The sequence below is a fragment of the Pseudomonas sp. MF08831 genome (assembly GCF_059862645.1).
Window position 1 is genome coordinate 43,391 of the sequence record NZ_JCBCUX010000006.1, and the last position, 17,452, is coordinate 60,842.

The following is a 17,452-nucleotide window of genomic DNA, read 5'->3' on the forward strand; positions in this document are numbered from 1 at the left end:
GAGTTTCCAATGGCGAAGAAACCCAAGGCTGCCACCTTTATCAAAGACCCGCTCTGGTACAAGGACGCGGTGATTTATCAGGTTCACGTCAAATCCTATTTCGACTCCAACAACGACGGCATCGGTGATTTTCCCGGGCTGATCGCCAAGCTCGATTACATCGCCGACCTGGGCGTGAACACCATCTGGCTCTTGCCGTTCTACCCCTCGCCACGCCGCGACGACGGCTATGACATTGCCGAGTACCGTGGCGTGCACAGCGACTACGGGACCATGGCCGACGCCAAGCGGTTTATTGCCGAAGCCCACCAACGCGGCCTGCGGGTCATCACCGAACTGGTGATCAACCACACCTCCGACCAGCATCCCTGGTTCCAGCGTGCGCGCAAGGCCAAGCCGGGTTCAGCCGCGCGCGACTTCTACGTGTGGTCCGATGACGACCAGAAATACGACGGCACCCGCATCATTTTTCTCGACACCGAAAAATCCAACTGGACCTGGGACCCGGTCGCCGGTCAGTACTTCTGGCACCGTTTCTATTCCCACCAGCCGGACCTCAACTTCGACAACCCGCAGGTGATGAAGGCGGTGCTGTCGGTGATGCGTTATTGGCTGGACATGGGCATCGACGGCCTGCGCCTGGACGCCATTCCGTACCTGATCGAACGCGACGGTACCAATAACGAAAACCTCCCGGAAACTCACGACGTCCTCAAGCAGATCCGTGCCGAGATCGACGCGCATTATCCCGACCGCATGCTGCTCGCCGAGGCCAACCAATGGCCGGAAGACACGCAGTTGTACTTCGGTGACAAAAAGGGTGACGACGGCGATGAATGCCACATGGCGTTCCACTTCCCGCTGATGCCGCGCATGTACATGGCGCTGGCCCAGGAAGATCGCTTCCCCATCACCGATATTTTGCGCCAGACCCCGGAGATTCCCGCCAACTGCCAGTGGGCGATCTTCTTGCGCAACCACGATGAATTGACCCTGGAAATGGTCACCGACAAAGAACGCGACTACCTGTGGAATTACTACGCCGCCGACCGTCGCGCGCGAATCAACCTGGGTATTCGTCGACGCCTGGCGCCGCTGATGGAACGTGATCGCCGCCGTGTCGAACTGCTCAATAGCCTGCTGTTGTCGATGCCGGGCACGCCGACCCTGTATTACGGCGATGAGATCGGCATGGGCGATAACATCTACCTGGGCGACCGCGATGGCGTGCGTACGCCGATGCAGTGGTCCATCGACCGTAACGGCGGCTTTTCCCGCGCCGACCCGGCAAGCCTGGTGCTGCCGCCGATCATGGACCCGCTTTACGGCTACCAGTCGGTCAACGTCGAAACCCAGGCTCAGGACCCGCACTCGTTGCTGAACTGGACCCGGCGCATGCTTGCGGTGCGTAAGCAGTCCAAGGCCTTCGGCCGTGGCAGCCTGAAAATGCTCTCGCCGAGCAACCGCCGCATCCTGGCCTACACCCGTGAATTCACCGGCGAAGACGGCCGCACGGAAATCATCCTGTGCGTGGCTAACGTGTCACGCAGTGCCCAGGCCGCCGAACTGGACCTGTCGGCGTTCGCCGGCATGGTGCCGGTGGAGATGCTCGGCGGGAATGCCTTCCCACCCATTGGCCAGCTCAATTTCCTGCTGACCCTGGCGCCTTACGGTTTCTACTGGTTTGTGCTGGCGGCGGAAAACCAGATGCCGAGCTGGCATGTGGAACCGGCGCAGAGCATCCCGGACTTCACCACCCTGGTATTGAAAAAACGCATGGAAGAACTGCTCGAAGAACCGTGCCGCAGCACGCTGGAACAAACCTCGTTGCCCACCTGGTTGCCCAAGCGGCGCTGGTTTGCCGGCAAGGACACGGCCATCGACAGTGTGCGCATTGCCTACGGCGTGCGCTTTGGCGACCCGCAGCACCCGGTGCTGCTCAGCGAAATCGAGGTGAGCAGCGCCGGCCAGGTCAGCCGCTATCAACTGCCATTCGGCTTTCTGGGCGAAGACCAGTTCACCAGCGCGTTGCCGCAGCAATTGGCACTCGCCCGTGTACGCCGTGCGCGTCAGGTCGGCCTGGTAACCGACGCCTTCAGCCTTGAGCATTTTATTCGCGCGGTGATCCATGGCCTGCAAGCCGGCACCGTGCTGAACACCGGCGAAGGTGACTTGCGCTTTGAGGCCACGCCGCATCTGGCCAAGCTGCAACTGGGCGACGAATCGCAGGTGCGCTACCTGTCCGCCGAACAGTCCAACAGTTCGGTGGTCGTGGGCGAGAGCCTGGTGCTCAAGCTCATCCGCAAAGTCAGCGCCGGCGTGCACCCGGAGCTGGAAATGAGCGCTTACCTGACCGAAGCCGGTTACCCCAACATCTCGCCGTTGTTGGGCTCGATGGTGCGTCGTGACGGTGAAGGGCAAGACAACCTGTTGATGATTGCCCAGGGTTACCTCAGCAACCAGGGCGATGCGTGGGCCTGGACGCAAAACAGCCTGGAGCGGGCGATTCGTGACGAGCTGGCCGAAGCCATGTCCGAACAGGAACAGCACTACAACGCCCTTGGCGAACTGCAAGACTTTGCCGGTTTGCTCGGCCAGCGCCTGGGTGAGATGCACGCGGTCTTGGCGGCGAAAACCACCAACAAAGACTTCAAACCCGAAGTCACGAGCGTCAAGGACACCCAGGCCTGGGCCAAGGACGTTGGCGCGCAGATCGACCGCGCGCTGCACTTGCTCAAGCTTCATCAAAGTCAATTGAACCCTGCCGATCAGGCGCTGGTCAGTGAATTGCTGACGCAGAAAAAAGCCATCGGCGCGCACGTTCAGGCCCTGGCGAAAGCCACGGCCGGCGGGTTGCGGATCCGGGTTCATGGTGACTTGCACCTGGGCCAGGTACTGGTGGTCAAGGGCGATGCTTACTTGATCGACTTTGAAGGCGAACCGGCGCGTGCGCTGCATGAGCGACGCGGCAAGCACAGCCCTTATAAAGATGTCAGTGGCGTGCTGCGCTCGTTCGATTACGCCGCCGCCATGGCCTTGAATGTGCAAGGTGTGGATCACTCGCCCGAAGCGGACATTGCCCGCAAACGCGTGACCGACCGGTACTTGAGTGAAGCACGTCAGGCATTTACCCAGGCTTATCATCATGCGACGTCTACACTGGCGCATGACTGGCAGGATGCCAAAGGCCAAAGCGCTGCGCTGACGTTGTTCAGCCTGGAAAAGGCCGCGTATGAAGTGGCCTACGAAGCGGAAAATCGCCCGACCTGGTTGCCGGTGCCGTTGCAAGGTTTGCACGGTCTGCTCAGCGGGCTAACACCTATATCGAAAACTGCACGCGGTGGGGAGACGTCATGAGCTTTACAAATAAAGAACCGCTGCAACCGAAACTGACTGCAATGCCGGCGTCCAAGGACGTCGAAGCACTGGTACGCGCCGAGCACCATGACCCGTTCTCGATTCTCGGGCCACACGATGACGAGCAAGGCGGCCAGTTCATCCGCGCGTTTCTGCCCGAAGCCCTGAGTGTTCAGGTGCTGGCGCGAGACAGCGGTGAGACACTCGGCAACCTGGACGCCAGCCCGGTGCCAGGTTTGTTTGTCGGCCACTTCAAGACGCGCCAGAGCTACCTGCTGAAAATCCAGTGGGCTGGCGGCGAGCAGATCACAGAAGACCCTTACAGTTTCAGCCAGTTGCTGCTCGGTGAAATGGACTTGTACCTGTTTGCCGAAGGCAATCACCGCGACCTGAGCAGTTGCCTCGGCGCGCAAGTGACCAGCGTCGATGGCGTGCAAGGTGTGCGCTTTGCCGTGTGGGCGCCAAACGCCCGGCGCGTGTCGGTGGTGGGTGATTTCAATATCTGGGATGGCCGCCGCCATCCGATGCGGTTGCGTCACCCCTCGGGCGTCTGGGAAATCTTCATCCCGCGCCTGCAACCGGGCGCGGCCTATAAATACGAGATTCTCGGTGCCCACGGCATTCTGCCGCTCAAGGCCGACCCGATGGCGCTGGCGACCCAGCTGCCGCCTGACACCGCCTCGAAAGTCGCCGCGCCGTTGCAGGTGGACTGGCAAGACCATGAGTGGATGCAGTCGCGCGCCGACAATCAGAAGCCCTCGGCGCCGCTGTCGATTTATGAGCTGCATGTCGGCTCCTGGCAATGCGAGCTCGACGAGGCCGGTGAAGTCTCTCGCCAGTACGGTTGGCGCGAGCTGGCCGAGCGCTTGGTTCCGTATGTGCAGCAATTGGGCTTCACCCACGTTGAGCTGATGCCGATCATGGAGCACCCGTTCGGCGGTTCCTGGGGTTATCAGGCGCTGTCGCAGTTTGCCCCGAGTGCGCGCTTTGGCTCGCCGGAAGATTTCGGCTTCTTCGTCAACGCCCTCCATCAGGCCAATATTGGCGTGATCCTTGACTGGGTACCGGCGCATTTTCCGACCGATACCCACGGTTTGGCCCAGTTCGACGGCACCGCGCTGTACGAATATGCCAACCCGCTGGAAGGCTTCCATCAGGATTGGGACACGCTGATCTACAACCTGGGCCGCACCGAAGTGCACGGGTTCATGCTGGCCTCGGCGCTGCACTGGCTCAAACACTTCCATATCGACGGCCTGCGGGTGGATGCCGTGGCCTCGATGCTGTATCGCGATTATTCGCGCAAAGCCGGCGAGTGGGTGCCTAACCGCCATGGCGGTCGCGAGAACCTGGAAGCCATCGACTTCCTGCGTCATTTGAACGACGTGGTGGCGCTGGAAGCGCCGGGCGCACTGGTGATCGCCGAAGAATCCACCGCGTGGCCGGGTGTGAGCCAAAGCACCCAGCAGGGCGGATTGGGCTTCAACTACAAGTGGAACATGGGCTGGATGCACGATTCGCTGCATTACATCCAGCAAGACCCGGTGTACCGCGCCCACCATCACAACGAGCTGAGTTTTGGCCTGGTGTATGCCTGGTCCGAGCGCTTTATCCTGCCGATCTCCCACGATGAAGTGGTGCACGGCAAGCATTCGCTGATCGACAAGATGCCCGGTGACCGCTGGCAGAAGTTTGCCAACCTGCGCGCTTACCTGAGCTTCATGTGGATGCACCCCGGCAAGAAGCTGCTGTTCATGGGCTGCGAGTTTGGGCAGTGGCGCGAGTGGAACCACGACCAGCAATTGGATTGGTACCTGCTGCAATACCCTGAACACCAGGGCGTGCAGAAACTGGTGGGCGACTTGAACCGCCTGTACCGTGAAGAACCGGCGCTGCATGAGCAGGATGATGCACCCCAGGGCTTCCAGTGGCTGATCGGCGACGATGCGATCAACAGCGTCTATGCCTGGCTGCGCTGGAGCAAGGACGGCAAAGCGGTGCTGGTCGTCGCTAACTTCACCCCGGTGCCGCGTGAAGCCTACGCCGTCGGCGTGCCGTTTGCCGGGCGCTGGAGCGAGGTGATCAACAGCGATGCCGACATGTACGCCGGTTCCAACTACGGCAACGGCGGGGAAGTTTTCACGCAGGATGAGCCACGTCATGGGCAGCCGGTGTCGCTGTCGTTGAATTTGCCGCCATTGGGTGTGCTGATTCTGCGGCCGGAATCGCTTTAAGGTCACCCAGGTGCCGGATTCGGTTGTCCGCGCTGCTGGCAGGGTGCCACAATGGCGCCTTTGTCGCGGCAGTCGAAGCAGGCGTATTGAATGAACGGCCTAGGGCGTGGGCAGGACCAGGATGGTTTGATAGAAGAGTTGGTGCGAACCGACCGCTTGCATCAACTGTTTCGTCAATCCTTCGCCGCCATTTTTGGCAGTTACCTGGCCGCCGTCATGCTTTGCTGGTTGTGCTGGGACCGCTTTGACCACACCGTCATGCTGGTCTGGTTATCGGTGTTGGCAGTGACCTCGCTGCTGCGCGTGCAGATGTTCGTGCAATGGTTTCGCTGCCCGAACAGCGAACGTACACCCGACCGCTGGGAGCGTCGCTACTGGGTGACATTGATGCTGTCGGCGGGTGTGTGGGGCATTGGCGCGCTGGCGGTGATGCCCACCGACGACCGCGTCTCCCAGGTGCTGGTGATGTTGTTCACCGTGGGCATGTCGGTCAGCGCCGTCTCGTGTTATTCCGCCTACCGTTACATGACGCTGGGCTCCATGGTCCTGGTGCTGTTCCCCTGTACGCTGTGGCTGTTGTTCCAGCCTTCCTCGATGCAAGTGGGTGTGGGCGTGGCAGTGCTGGTGTTTTCGACCTTTGTGGCGAGCGCCACGCGCAAATTGGCGGATGCCCTGGAAAAAGCCTTTCGCCTGACCCGGCAGATGGAGCGCGCGCACACGATTTCCACGCGCGCCGCCCAGACCGACGAACTGACCGGATTGATGAACCGCCGCGCATTCTTCGAGCATGCCCAAGTGCTGTACGCGCAATGTCGCCATAACCAGCAGCCGCTGTGCGCGCTGATGATGGACATGGATCACTTCAAAGCCATCAATGACACCTACGGTCACCAGGCTGGCGACCAGGTCTTGCGCCAGATTGGCGGGGTGATCAGCGCATCGTTTCGCCAGGCCGATGTGTATGGGCGGCTCGGCGGCGAGGAGTTTGCGGTGTTGTTGCCCAATACTTCGCTGGAAACCGCACGGGCTATCGCCGAGCAACTGATCAAGGCCATCTCTGGCCTCGCCGCCGAACCGGTGCAAGGCTTGACTGCCAGCCTCGGTGTGGCGACGACCCGCAGCCTTGATCAGGACCTGCACAGCCTGATGAACACGGCCGACAAGGCGCTGTATCGCGCCAAGGCCATGGGCCGTAACCAGGTGGCGATCGCGGAGTAGGCGTCAGGCGCGCTGCATCGACTTGGCCAGCACGCGTGCCACTTGGTCCGCGGAATAGGGCTTGGCCAGGAACTCGACCCCTTCATACCCACTGTCGGCCAATTCTTCGCTGTAGCCGGAGGTCAGCACCACCGGCAGGTCCGGCCGACGCTGGCGCAGCAGTTTGGTCATCGCCACGCCGGTCATGCCCGGCATCACCACATCGGAAAAAATCGCGTCGAAGGCCATCACATCCGGGCCGGCTAGCGCGAGTGCCTGTTCGGCATCGGTGACCCAAGTGGTCTGGTAACCGAGGTCCTGCAGGATCTGGTTGGCAAAGCGGCCCACTTCGAGGTTGTCTTCGACGATCAGGATATGTCGCTGCGCGGTGTCGTGGACCAGCGAGCGGTCCTGGTGTGGCAGGCTGGCCTGCACCGTCTCGGCTTCTGCTTCGGGCAAGTACAGGGTAAACACGCTGCCTTGGCCAAGGGTACTGGCCACGTCGACGTTACCGCTCGATTGCTTGGCGAACCCGAACACCTGCGACAGGCCAAGGCCTGTGCCTTTGCCCACCGCCTTAGTGGTAAAGAACGGTTCGAAAATGCGCTCGACGGTGTCGTCGGCAATGCCACTGCCGGTGTCGGCCAGGGCAATCGCCACAAACGGCTGCTGTACTTGCGCATCGCCACGGATCAGCGGCAACGCTGCCACCGTGGCGACGCTCAGTGTCAGGGTGCCGCGCCCGTCCATGGCGTCGCGGGCATTGAGCGCGATATTGATCAGCGCGGTTTCAAACTGGCTCGGGTCGACGCGCACATAGCAGCGCAGACGGGGCAGTTCGATCTGCACAGTGATACGCGCGCCGGTCACGCTTTCAAGCATCTCGCCGATGTTCTTGACCCGCTCGCACACATCGAAGACTTCCGGGTTCAATGGTTGGCGGCGGGCGAAGGCGAGCAACTGGCTGGTGAGCTTGCTGGCGCGCTCGACGGTGTCTGAAACCGCGCTCATGTAGCGTGTGCGTCGCTCTTCGGACAGCCCCGGCTGGCGCAGAAAATCCACCGAGGAGCGAATGATCGTCAGCAGGTTGTTGAAGTCATGGGCCACGCCGCCGGTCAACTGGCCGATCGCCTCAAGCTTTTGCGACTGGTGCAACGCCGCTTCAGCCTGGGTCAACGCGGCGGTGCGTTCTTCCACGCGTTGTTCCAGGGTGGCATTCAGTTCGGTGATCGCGGCCAGGCCCTCGCGTACGGCGGCGTCGGCGCGCACACGTTCTATGTGTGCCCAGGAGCGCTCGGTGACTTCGCCCACCAGCGCCATGTCGTACGGTGACCACAGGCGCGCGAATTTATGGTGCACGGCCATCAATGCAGTCAGGCGCCCATCCTTGATCAACGGAAAGCACACCGTCGCCGTCACGCCCAGCGACTGGTAGGCGGCGGCTTCCTCGGGGCTGAACTCCACGCGGTTGTCATTCACCACAAACGGTTCGCCTGCACGCAGGCACTTTACGGCCTGCTCGCCGAAATCCGCGAGGCTGTAGCGCCCGACAATACTCGGCGAGCCAGGTGCGGCCCAGTTGTCGCGGATGGTAAAGCCGTCTTCGTCGGCTTCCATGTCGGCGTAGGCGCAGATGGACACGCCCATGTGCTCGGCGAGCAGGCGCGTGGTGAGGGTCATGATGGCTTCGGCGTCGGTGGCGTTGGCCACCGCGCTGCCAATCGCATCCAATACGGCCAGGCGTCGGCTGAGGAATACCGTTGCGGTGGTTTCGGTGACGGTATTGAGCATGCCCACGACTGCGCCCAACGGGTCGCGCACAGGGCTGTAGCAAAACGTGAAATACGATTGCTCCGGGCCGTTGCCACGTTCAATCACCAGCGGGAAATTCTCGATATAGGTCGCGTGCCCCTCAAAGGCCGCGTGGGCGATGGGGCTTACTTCATCCCAGACTTCACGCCAGGTTTCACTGAACGGGCGGCCCAACGAGTAGGGTTTATCGCCAAGAATGGGGACAAACGCATCGTTGTAGAGCGTGATCAGGTGTGGCCCCCAACTGATGGACTGGGGGAAGCTTGAGGCAAAGCACAGCGCGACCGTCGTTTTGAGTACGTCGGGCCAGTCTTCCAGCGGACCCAATGGCGTACTCGCCCAATCATGCTGACGCACGCGTTCGGCCATGTCGCTGCTGCCTTGCAGCCAATTCATCATTGGGAGAACACCTTGTTTGCCAGAGTCTTCAGCGCGCCTGAACATTCATGGCACCCAGCTACAGACACGGTTGATCGTTAGCAGTTCAGCGCAATTATCAACGAGATGGCACTTTGATGTCTTATCCATTTGAATAGGTGTGCTTGGGCCGGGTTGGGCGCTTGCCCAACCGCTATTGCGTGCCGAATAAACCGGTCCAGTAGATGCCCGCATCACTCTTGGGGTCCATTGCATAAGCGGCGCCCAACTCGCGAAATTGCGGGTTCATCAGGTTGGCGCAGTGCCCTGGGCTGGCGAGCCAGCCATCCACCACCTTGCGCGGCGTGTCGAGGCCGGCGGCAATGTTCTCGCCGATATTTTTCGCGATATAGCCTGCCAGTTCAGCGCGATCGCCCGGGGTGCGGCCGTCGTGGTCCAGGTGGTCGAAGAAGTTGCCGTTGGCCATATTGCGGGTGTGGCTGTTGGCGGCGCTGGCCAGGTCGTCGTTCCACGACACGGGCGTGGTCGCGGCAAATGCCTGGGTGCCGCACTGGCGCGGCTGTTCACGGGCGGCGTTGATCAGGTTGAGCAGCTGCCGGCCTTCGGTCTGCCAATCACCCAAACCACTGGAGAGCAGGGGGCGGGCAAGCACAATGCGCCAGTCCTCGCCGCTGTTGCTCACGCCGATGTCGACAAATTGCGGGTCCAGCACTACGCGGCAGAAACTTTCCCGCACCGCCTTCATGGCCGCCTGGGCATCCTTGGGCCCCGACAGGCTAATGGCTTGCACGTTGACCATCGGGTACGCAGCCCGCGCGAGCGCTTGCTGCAAATCGCCGACATTGGTGGCCGGCAACACCAGCCGCGTGTCGCTGGCCAGCGGTGGCAGTTCCTGTGAACCCTGGTCACCGCAGCGCTGCACCTGGCTGCGGTACTGGTTGATCTGTTGCACCAACTGACTTTCTTCATTCGCCATCGCGCTGGCGCAGAACGCCAGACTGGCGGCCAGCGTCGTAAAACCCATCATCAATGACAGAACGCGCATGGACGTTACCCTTGAGCTTGAAAGTGCCCATGATGCGCGATGTAACCCGGTCTGGCGCAACGCCTTTTTTGTTTTTTTGCCTCAACGGGTGTTCTGCGCGCCGTTCACGGCGTTGTGGCGGCGCCAGGCGAAGCGGCGTGCGAGGATGATCGGCGCCAGTGCCACGGCAAAGGTCACGTGCAGGCCATTCGCCACGCTTTGCGCGGTTGCGTGGGTTATATCGGGCTGGCCCAGGCAAACACTAAGCCCAGGGCCGAGGTGCCGGCTGATCGCCCGCGTGCCCGGACGCTACACCGCCCACCAGCGCGATGGGCTGTACCGCGTTGCGCTGCCGCTGACGCGTGCGTCGTTTACCGTGGCCATGCGCTGGCACCCGCGGCCGGATGCCGACCTGGCCCACCGCGGGTTGCGCGGTTGTTTACGCGAGCTGTGCGGGCAATAAACGCGCAGCAGCAGGTACAATCGCCGCTGCCTTGACGCGAAACCCCAGGAATTTGCATGTTCAGCCTTACCCGCTACACCACGCCGTGCCCCGAGCCGATCACCAGCCAGATCCTGCAGATGGTGGTGGATAACCTCACCGATATCAGCAGCGTCGCGCTGCCGCCCAGCAACCTGCTCTACAACATTTACCAGTACACCACCGGCTTTGAGGTGCACTTGTACCTGCAAGCGCTGGATGGCTCGAAGGGCATCGCCGTTGAGCTGGTGGTGGCGATGGAGGAGGACACGCTGGTCGGCTTTTGCCTCTATCTGCCGGTCAAAGACGACCCTCAAGCCTGCGGTATCGCGTTCATGGCAGTGCAGGCGGGTAGGCGGCGCCAGGGCGTGGCGCGCGCAATGATGCAGGACGTGCTGGCGCGTTATCCCCACGCCGAGTTGGCGTGTGCCGTGGAAAAGGTCCCGGCGTTCACGGCCATGGGCTTTCAGGTACGCGGCGCGCGCGACACGCAGGTGCTGATGAACACGCGCGATTACGGCACTGACGGCCTGATGGGCGTGCTGGACGTGGCGGCGATCTATCGCTCGCTGGAAGTGCGGCAGATTCATACCTACCTGCTGCAAAAACACGGCAAGCGCGCCATGGTGGATGCCGAGAAGCAACGCGACCGCCATCTGGATCAGCTGGCGCGCAAGGTGCGGCTATATGTGGATGAGCACTTGGCGTGAATAGGCCAACCGGTGGCGAGGTCGGTTTCCCTCGCCACCGGTACGCTGCATTGGCCTCACACCTTATGGCTTGGCCAGGTTCCAGTTACCGCCAACGCCGTCACCGGTGATGTCGCCCGGTTTGCTGTCCTTGACCCAGGTGTACAGCGCCTGGCCTTTGTAGGCCCATTGCTTGCTGCCGTCATCGCGGGTAATCACGCTGTAGCCGTCGGCATCTTTCGCCGTGGCCTGGGCAGTAAAAGCGGGCCAGTTGGCCAGGCATTGGCCGTTGCACGCCGATTTGCCGGCGCTGTCTTTGGCGAAGGTGTAAAGGGTCATCCCCTTGCTGTCCACCAGCACTTTGCCCTTGGCGCTGTCGGCCACGTTGGCTGGAGCGGCGAAGGCCGTGGAAGCCGCACAGGCAAACAGGACGGCAGCAGCGAGGGAGAGTTTTTTCAGCATGACGAGCTCCTGGGTGTTTTTGGATTTAGGTACTGGCCTTGTGCTGTATTCACAAGCCGTACTCAGGTAAACACCCGTCGCGACGCTTTATTCCTGCGGCGTGAATAATTATTTACCCGCGGCTGCGATTGACCATGCCCAGGATCGTCGCGAGCAGCTCCTGCTGCGCCTCATCACGGCTGATCTCGCCGCTGGCTGCCGCCTGTGACAACGCCTCCGCCGCGCCGAGCATCGCCCGCAAGCCGGCTTGCGACACGGTGGCGCCGGGTGCAAACGGCGCCAGGGCGTCGCGGCATTTGTCGAGAAAGATCGCCTCGTATTTGCGCTTGAGGGTTTCCAGTTCCGGCGAACTGCTCAACGCGGCAATGACCCCCGGAATTTCCCGCCCCTGCAGCAACACACAATCGACATAGCACGTGGCGATCACCTGCGCGCGGTCATCGAGTGTCGCGCCACTGCTGTCGAGGGCTTGGGCAAACAGCTGGTTCTGACGCCCGTCGAAATCTTCGTACAACGCGGCGAGCAAGCCTGCGCGGGTGACGAAATGGTCATAGACCACCGGCTTGGTGACGCCCGCCAGTTCCGCGAGACGGCCCAGGGTCAGCGCTTCGGTGCCTTCCTCGCGTACCAGTTGCCAGGCCACATCGAGCAATTGGCGGCAGGCTTGACTGCCGCTGGCCACACGTTCGAGATTGCCGACCTCGCCGCCGCCCGTGCCACGCCACCGGCCGACATCCTCGCTGAACAAGCACGCATCGACCGCGCCGACGCGCTGGTTATCGCCTTCCCGATTTATTGGTGGTCGCTGCCAGCCCTGCTCAAAGGCTGGATCGACCGCGTGTTCGTCAACGGCTGGGCCATCGACTACGGTCCCGATACGCCGGTGGTGAAGAAACTGCGGCACTTGCAGGTGCACCTGCTGGCCCTCGGCGCGGCGGATCACAGTGCGTTCGACCGCCACGGGTACACCCAGGCGATGCGCACGCAAATTGACTACGGGATTTTTGATTATTGCGGTGCTCAGGTGGTGACGTCCGCGCTGCTGTTGGAATCCGAGAGCGGGGGTGCGCAAGCGCATTTACAGGCGGCGAAGGTCGTGGGGCAGGGCCTGTTTGAGGACGAAGCCGTGGCCGGGTGATTCAGCCTTCGCGAAACAGGTCGTGGGCATCGAGCAAGCGGTAGGCAATCTCCGGGCGTTTTTCCATGCCGCGACGAATCGCTGCGGGAATTGATTGCCGGGTCTTGCGACACATGCCCGGCAGGTCGTCGATGACGATCTGAATCCCGCGCATGCTCTTAACCTCGGTGTGGCCCGGTGCGACGTGTACGCGGATGCCCAATTGCTCGTACATCCGCTGTTGCATGTGCTCCAGGTCTTGCAGGCTTTTGAGGTCTTCGAGGCGCTCGAGCAGGCGTTTTTCTTCCTGGCGTGTCAGGTGAAGAATGCGCACGTCGGCGTCGGGCGCTTGCAGCAGTTGCTCGCGGTCGCAGACGCAGGCGCCGGGTGGGCAGGGCGGGCGAATCGTCATGTGCATTCCCTCCCCATTCCGGCGCGGCTGCTTCAGTAGCTCAGTGCGACCCCAAGACTGCCCAAGGCCTTCCAGTACTCAGGGTAGGTCTTGGCCACGCAGTCCGGGTCTTGAATGCGGATTCCCGCGACCTTCAGCCCGGCCAGCGCAAAGCACATGGCAATGCGGTGGTCGGCATGGGTGTCGATCAGCGCGTTGCACGTGGTGCCGGCCAGGGCAGGGTCGCTGGCGACCAGCAGGTCGTCGCCTTCGATGGTGGCCAGGCCTGGGCGAATTTCGTTGAGGCCATCGTGCAGCGCCTGCACCCGGTCACATTCCTTCACGCGCAGGTTGGCCAGTTCAGTGAAGCGCACCGGGGTGTTATTGAACGCGGCCAAGACTGCCAGGGTCGGGATCGCGTCCTGCATCTGCGAGCCGACCACGTTGGCCTGCATGTTCGGGAACTGGGCGATCACGGCCTGGGCCTTGGCGTCCGGCTGGGTGAAGTCCTGCGCCGCCACGCCGATGTCGATGCGCCCGCCGGTCAACACTTCAGCGGCCCACAGGTACGTTGCAGCGGAGGCATCAGGTTCGATCAGGTAGTCATGGGCGGTGTAGCCGGTGGGGGCGACGCGCCAGGTGGTGTCGTCGACCACTTCGACCTGTGCGCCAAAGGCACGCATGCAGTCCAGGGTCAGGTCCACGTAGCCGCGGGCGCCGATGTCCTTGCCGGTCAGCGCCACTTCAATCGGCGCTTCGCCGCAGGCGGCAAGCATGAGCAAGGCCGACACATACTGGCTGGACAAACCGCCGTCGATTTCAAAGCGTTTGGCCTGGACCTTGCCCACGCCGTGCACGGTCACCGGCGGGCAACCCGTGGGGCTGTCGACGCGGATGCCGTTCTGGCCAAGGGTGGCCAGCAGCGGGCCGATCGGGCGTTTTTGCATGTAGTCGTCGCCGTCCAGCACCACGGTGCCTTCGACCGTTGCCACGGCCGCCGTGAGAAACCGCATGGCGGTGCCGGCATTGCCGAGGAACAACGGCTGCGCGGGCAATTGCAGTTTGCCGGAGCCTGTGACCACGAAGGTGGTGTCATCCGGCTCATCGATGGTCACGCCCATCTGGCGCAGGGCCACCGACATGTGGCGGGTGTCATCGCTTTTCAGCGCGCCGCTCAAACGGCTGGTGCCCTTGGCCAGCGCCGCCAGCAACAGGGCGCGGTTGGTAATGGATTTGGAGCCGGGAGGAGCGACCTTGCCGTTCAGGGGGAAATTGGGCGGTGTCACGGTCACGGTTTTCTGCGAACTCAAGGTACAAGGCTCCTGATCAAGGCAAGGTGGTGTGGAGTGGCCGACGGGCGGACCCGAATAATCAGCCAAACACGCCACGCTTGTCGAGCAGGGATCGTTGTACGGCGCGTATTACGGCGTGATCAACTCGCGGACAGGGCGTGTAGCCTTACTGCCCTCAGCCGGGTAGGACAAACAACCCTTGCGTTGCAGGACAACGGCCTTTACGCCGCGAAACGGCGTCGCTGTACGACTGTTCCGAGAGAAGCATCGATTGGACAATAAAACCCACCACGGTAAGTTCGAGGCACGCCCCATGACGGGGCGCTTTCAATCAAGGAGTGAATGAAATGAACAAACCTCAGACGCAACTTAGGCACGGCCGTGTCGTGACCCCCGCCAGCCGAGGCTCGGTGGCCGTAGAGCGTGGGCTGCTGGGCAACTGGCAGGTCAACGAAATGGAAGGCGGCAAGAACTTCCCGGCACTCACCGCCGGGCCTTTCCCTGCGCCTTATCAAACCGATGATCAAAGCGTCACGCCGCCGGCCGACGGGCACATCCTGAGCGGCGGCAAAACCGATGAGCGCGATTGCGTCAACTTCACCGATGAGGAAATGAGCAAAAAGCTCAACACCCCGTTCACTTGGCCATTGCTCAATGTCGAGGCCGGCCAGGTGTTCAAGGTGCAGTGGCAATACACCGCTGCCCACGTCACCCGAGGTTATCGCTGGCTCATCACCAAGGATGGCTGGGACCCCAAGCAGCGCATCAGCCGCGCCCAGCTTGAGGCAAAACCATTCTTTGAAGACTTCTACACCCAGGTGCCGTATTACCAGCACGCCGACGAAATGAAAGCCAGGGTCGAGCACCAGGTGACCTTGCCCAAGGGCAAAAAAGGCCGCCACGTGGTGGTGTTGATGTGGATCGTGGCCAACACCGGCAACGCGTTCTATCAGGCGTTTGACCTGGACTTCAAATAAGCCCGGCTCAGCGTTTGCTCAACCAGTAATCATGTAGCGCCCGCGCAGCCGGTTCGATTGCGCTGACCCGCTGTTGATGGGCGTTTACATCCAGGTCCGCCGGCAATTCGAAGTTGTCCTGCTCGGCGCACCCGGAAATTTTCTCCAGTTGCCCGGCCAGTTCGGCGGGCAATTCGGGCCAGTGGCCGATCGCGGCGCCACGGATATAGCCAAAGCACCATTCCTCCGCCAGGGTGACGACGTGGCCCTGATGCTCCGTGTCATCAAAGCGAGCCTTGAAGCCTTGCGCGTCGGTTGCCAACTGCGCGGCCAGGGTATTCATATGGCGCACGCACAGTTCGAGAAAACGTTGGGCCTCTTCCACACTTTCCCAGTCCGGGTTCTGCCCACCCCAGATCGCCGGAAACCACTCAGCGACGTCCACTTGTGCCGGGCTTGAGACCAGCGCAGTGAAGTAGCCGTCGAGTTCGGCCAGGTTCAGCACCGAGTGATCGTCACCGTACTTGAGCAGGGTTTCGTCGATGAATTCGAAATCGGCGGGGGCGAGGGGTTGGGCGTGCATGGCAATTCCTTTGAGCGTCGAGCGCCGCTGCGGGGCGGCTTAAAGCGCGAAGGATGGCGCTTAGGCCGGCTTTTTTCCAGCGTTTTCCCAGCGCACAAGCAGTTTGCTCACGCACATCGAGCCCACCACCGCCAGGATGATCGGCACCAGAAAGTCATGGTCGATCCGGGTAAATTCCGCCACCAGCACAATCGCCGTCAGCGGCATGCTCATGCTCGCCGCCAGGAACGCCGCTGCGCCGATGATCGCAAACGCGCCCAGCGGCACGCCGGGCCACGCCAGGCTCCAGGCGCCGCCGAGGATGATCGCCAGCAACGCGCCATTGGCCAGGGCCGGGGTCAGCAGCCCGCCTTCGGCCCCGGCGCGCAGGCTGCTGGTCGTGATCAGCACTTTGACCAGCAGCAGGATGGCGGCCAGGCCGATTGTCAGCTCATTGTCGAAACCCAGTTGCGCCGGGCCCTTGCCGTTGCCGAGGATCTGCGGCAGCAGCATGGCCAGCCCACCGATGAGGGTAAAGTTGATCAACGCCAGCACCGGCAAACGCCAGCCGCGCGCGGCGTTCGCCCTGGCGGCACCGGTAACGCGGCTGAAAGCGTAGGCCGCCACGCCAAACACCGGGCCACACACCACGGCCCAGGCGATCAACGCCGGGCTCAGCAGAAAATGCGGCACCACGTATTGCGACTCTGCGCCAAGGCCGATCCATGCCACCGCGGCCCCAATCGCCGACGTTGCCAGCGCAATCACCGCCGCTGGCCAGCTGAATGCGCCGACCAGCACTTCCAGCACAAACACCGCGCCGCCCAACGGCACGTTGTACACCGCCGCCAGGCCCGCACCCGCGCCGCAGGCTACGATCAGCCGATGCATCGACGGTTCCAGTCGCGCACGTTGCGCTAACCATGTCGCCGCCAGTGCGCCGACTTCACGCGGCGCCACTTCACGCCCCAGCGGCGAGCCGAGGGCCACGGTGATGATTTGCAGGATGGCGTGGGCGAGGGTGGTCTTGGGCGGCATGATCGGCATCTTTTCGCCAACCGCCTGCGTGATGCTCACCAGCGGGCGGCCGTAGCGATAAATGGTCCACCAGCCCACACCCGCAACGAGGCCGCAAATGACCAAGACCAGTAACCGACGCTGTGGCGCGGCGGCGGTCACGCCCCACAGAAAGGTTTCATGGCTGATCAGGCTGTCGAGGCTGTACCCGTACGCCAGGTGCTGGATGCCGTGCAGCAGCAACGCCAGGAGCATCCCGCCAAGCCCGGCGCCGATGCCAGTCAGCACGACCACCAGGGCCAGAATCAACGATGAGCGAAACGTGGTCGGCATAGACGGCTCCAGGAAGTGGCCCAGATTGTATAGCCGATAAAGTCGCGTTCCCGGGTGAAATGTATCGGCAGGCCATGAACCGCGGCCCCACAACATTTCATTACGTTTGCCAGTCCCGTTTTTGGCCGATGCGCCGCCGCGCTCCCTTGT

Annotated in this window: 15 protein-coding genes; 7 read left to right on the forward strand and 8 right to left on the reverse strand. The window is 62.2% G+C overall.

Going from position 1 to position 17,452, the window contains the following annotated elements:
* Positions 1–9 precede the first annotated feature (9 nt).
* The 3 genes from treS (at position 10) to AC19YS_RS14160 (ending at position 6,809) form a co-directional block, all read left to right on the forward strand.
* Complete coding sequence (gene treS / locus AC19YS_RS14150; RefSeq protein WP_500602064.1) at positions 10–3,357, forward strand: maltose alpha-D-glucosyltransferase; 3,348 nt, start codon at positions 10–12, stop codon at positions 3,355–3,357.
* Positions 3,354–5,591, forward strand: a complete 2,238-nt coding sequence (gene glgB / locus AC19YS_RS14155) for a 1,4-alpha-glucan branching protein GlgB (RefSeq protein ID WP_500602066.1) — start codon at positions 3,354–3,356, stop codon at positions 5,589–5,591. Before treS ends, glgB begins: the two co-directional genes overlap by 4 nt.
* Positions 5,592–5,681: 90 nt before the next feature.
* A complete protein-coding gene (locus AC19YS_RS14160; protein WP_500602068.1) occupies positions 5,682–6,809 on the forward strand; it encodes a GGDEF domain-containing protein in 1,128 nt (375 codons plus the stop codon).
* Between the two features lie 3 nt (positions 6,810–6,812).
* On the opposite strand, the gene AC19YS_RS14165 is transcribed toward AC19YS_RS14160, so the two are convergent.
* Positions 6,813–8,999, reverse strand: coding sequence for a response regulator (locus tag AC19YS_RS14165; protein WP_500602070.1), 2,187 nt, complete (start codon positions 8,997–8,999; stop codon positions 6,813–6,815).
* A 172-nt stretch (positions 9,000–9,171) separates the two neighbouring features.
* Positions 9,172–10,023 carry a CAP domain-containing protein gene (locus AC19YS_RS14170; protein WP_119741924.1) on the reverse strand — a complete coding sequence of 284 codons (852 nt, stop codon included), beginning with the start codon at positions 10,021–10,023 and terminating at the stop codon, positions 9,172–9,174.
* Between the two features lie 277 nt (positions 10,024–10,300).
* Here AC19YS_RS14170 and AC19YS_RS14175 point away from each other — a divergent pair, with 277 nt between their 5' ends.
* Entirely contained in the window at positions 10,301–10,465 is a 165-nt protein-coding gene (locus AC19YS_RS14175; protein WP_372239304.1) for a type 2 periplasmic-binding domain-containing protein, read from the forward strand.
* A 56-nt stretch (positions 10,466–10,521) separates the two neighbouring features.
* Entirely contained in the window at positions 10,522–11,193 is a 672-nt protein-coding gene (locus AC19YS_RS14180) for a GNAT family N-acetyltransferase (protein WP_200624849.1), read from the forward strand.
* 63 nt (positions 11,194–11,256) lie between these two features.
* Here the strand turns inward: AC19YS_RS14180 and AC19YS_RS14185 are convergent, their stop codons facing one another.
* Positions 11,257–11,634 (reverse strand): COG4315 family predicted lipoprotein, encoded by a 378-nt coding sequence (locus AC19YS_RS14185; RefSeq protein WP_106577905.1) that lies wholly within the window; start codon positions 11,632–11,634, stop codon positions 11,257–11,259.
* Between the two features lie 112 nt (positions 11,635–11,746).
* Positions 11,747–12,316 carry a TetR/AcrR family transcriptional regulator gene (locus AC19YS_RS14190; RefSeq protein ID WP_325167575.1) on the reverse strand — a complete coding sequence of 190 codons (570 nt, stop codon included), beginning with the start codon at positions 12,314–12,316 and terminating at the stop codon, positions 11,747–11,749.
* On the opposite strand from AC19YS_RS14190, the gene AC19YS_RS14195 reads away from it, so the two are divergent.
* Positions 12,266–12,772, forward strand: coding sequence for an NAD(P)H-dependent oxidoreductase (locus AC19YS_RS14195; RefSeq protein ID WP_234452662.1), 507 nt, complete (start codon positions 12,266–12,268; stop codon positions 12,770–12,772). The two genes, AC19YS_RS14190 and AC19YS_RS14195, sit on opposite strands and share 51 nt — an antisense overlap.
* A 1-nt stretch (position 12,773) precedes the next feature.
* Here the strand turns inward: AC19YS_RS14195 and AC19YS_RS14200 are convergent, their stop codons facing one another.
* On the reverse strand, positions 12,774–13,163 hold the full coding sequence (locus AC19YS_RS14200) for a hypothetical protein (RefSeq protein ID WP_106577908.1): 390 nt from the start codon (positions 13,161–13,163) through the stop codon (positions 12,774–12,776).
* Between the two features lie 32 nt (positions 13,164–13,195).
* Positions 13,196–14,452: a 3-phosphoshikimate 1-carboxyvinyltransferase gene (locus AC19YS_RS14205; protein ID WP_106577909.1), complete on the reverse strand. Its 1,257-nt coding sequence runs from the start codon at positions 14,450–14,452 to the stop codon at positions 13,196–13,198.
* 329 nt (positions 14,453–14,781) lie between these two features.
* Between AC19YS_RS14205 and AC19YS_RS14210 the strand changes: the two genes are divergently transcribed.
* Positions 14,782–15,411 (forward strand): lytic polysaccharide monooxygenase auxiliary activity family 9 protein, encoded by a 630-nt coding sequence (locus tag AC19YS_RS14210; protein WP_119741934.1) that lies wholly within the window; start codon positions 14,782–14,784, stop codon positions 15,409–15,411.
* Between the two features lie 7 nt (positions 15,412–15,418).
* On the opposite strand, the gene AC19YS_RS14215 is transcribed toward AC19YS_RS14210, so the two are convergent.
* Together AC19YS_RS14215 and AC19YS_RS14220 are read right to left on the reverse strand one after the other, a co-directional pair.
* On the reverse strand, positions 15,419–15,973 hold the full coding sequence (locus AC19YS_RS14215; RefSeq protein ID WP_106577911.1) for a UPF0149 family protein: 555 nt from the start codon (positions 15,971–15,973) through the stop codon (positions 15,419–15,421).
* 60 nt (positions 15,974–16,033) lie between these two features.
* Positions 16,034–17,302, reverse strand: a complete 1,269-nt coding sequence (locus AC19YS_RS14220; protein ID WP_500602074.1) for a chloride channel protein — start codon at positions 17,300–17,302, stop codon at positions 16,034–16,036.
* Between the last annotated feature and the right edge of the window lie 150 nt (positions 17,303–17,452).

Bases quoted from the DNA above. Each gene is read 5' to 3' on its own strand.
- treS (WP_500602064.1), top strand. From the start codon at position 10: ATGGCGAAGAAACCCAAGGCTGCCACCTTTATCAAAGACCCGCTCTGG.
- glgB (WP_500602066.1), top strand. From the start codon at position 3,354: ATGAGCTTTACAAATAAAGAACCGCTGCAACCGAAACTGACTGCAATG.
- AC19YS_RS14160 (WP_500602068.1), top strand. From the start codon at position 5,682: ATGAACGGCCTAGGGCGTGGGCAGGACCAGGATGGTTTGATAGAAGAG.
- AC19YS_RS14165 (WP_500602070.1), bottom strand. From the start codon at position 8,999: ATGATGAATTGGCTGCAAGGCAGCAGCGACATGGCCGAACGCGTGCGT.
- AC19YS_RS14170 (WP_119741924.1), bottom strand. From the start codon at position 10,023: ATGCGCGTTCTGTCATTGATGATGGGTTTTACGACGCTGGCCGCCAGT.
- AC19YS_RS14180 (WP_200624849.1), top strand. From the start codon at position 10,522: ATGTTCAGCCTTACCCGCTACACCACGCCGTGCCCCGAGCCGATCACC.
- AC19YS_RS14185 (WP_106577905.1), bottom strand. From the start codon at position 11,634: ATGCTGAAAAAACTCTCCCTCGCTGCTGCCGTCCTGTTTGCCTGTGCG.
- AC19YS_RS14200 (WP_106577908.1), bottom strand. From the start codon at position 13,163: ATGACGATTCGCCCGCCCTGCCCACCCGGCGCCTGCGTCTGCGACCGC.
- AC19YS_RS14210 (WP_119741934.1), top strand. From the start codon at position 14,782: ATGAACAAACCTCAGACGCAACTTAGGCACGGCCGTGTCGTGACCCCC.
- AC19YS_RS14215 (WP_106577911.1), bottom strand. From the start codon at position 15,973: ATGCACGCCCAACCCCTCGCCCCCGCCGATTTCGAATTCATCGACGAA.
- AC19YS_RS14220 (WP_500602074.1), bottom strand. From the start codon at position 17,302: ATGCCGACCACGTTTCGCTCATCGTTGATTCTGGCCCTGGTGGTCGTG.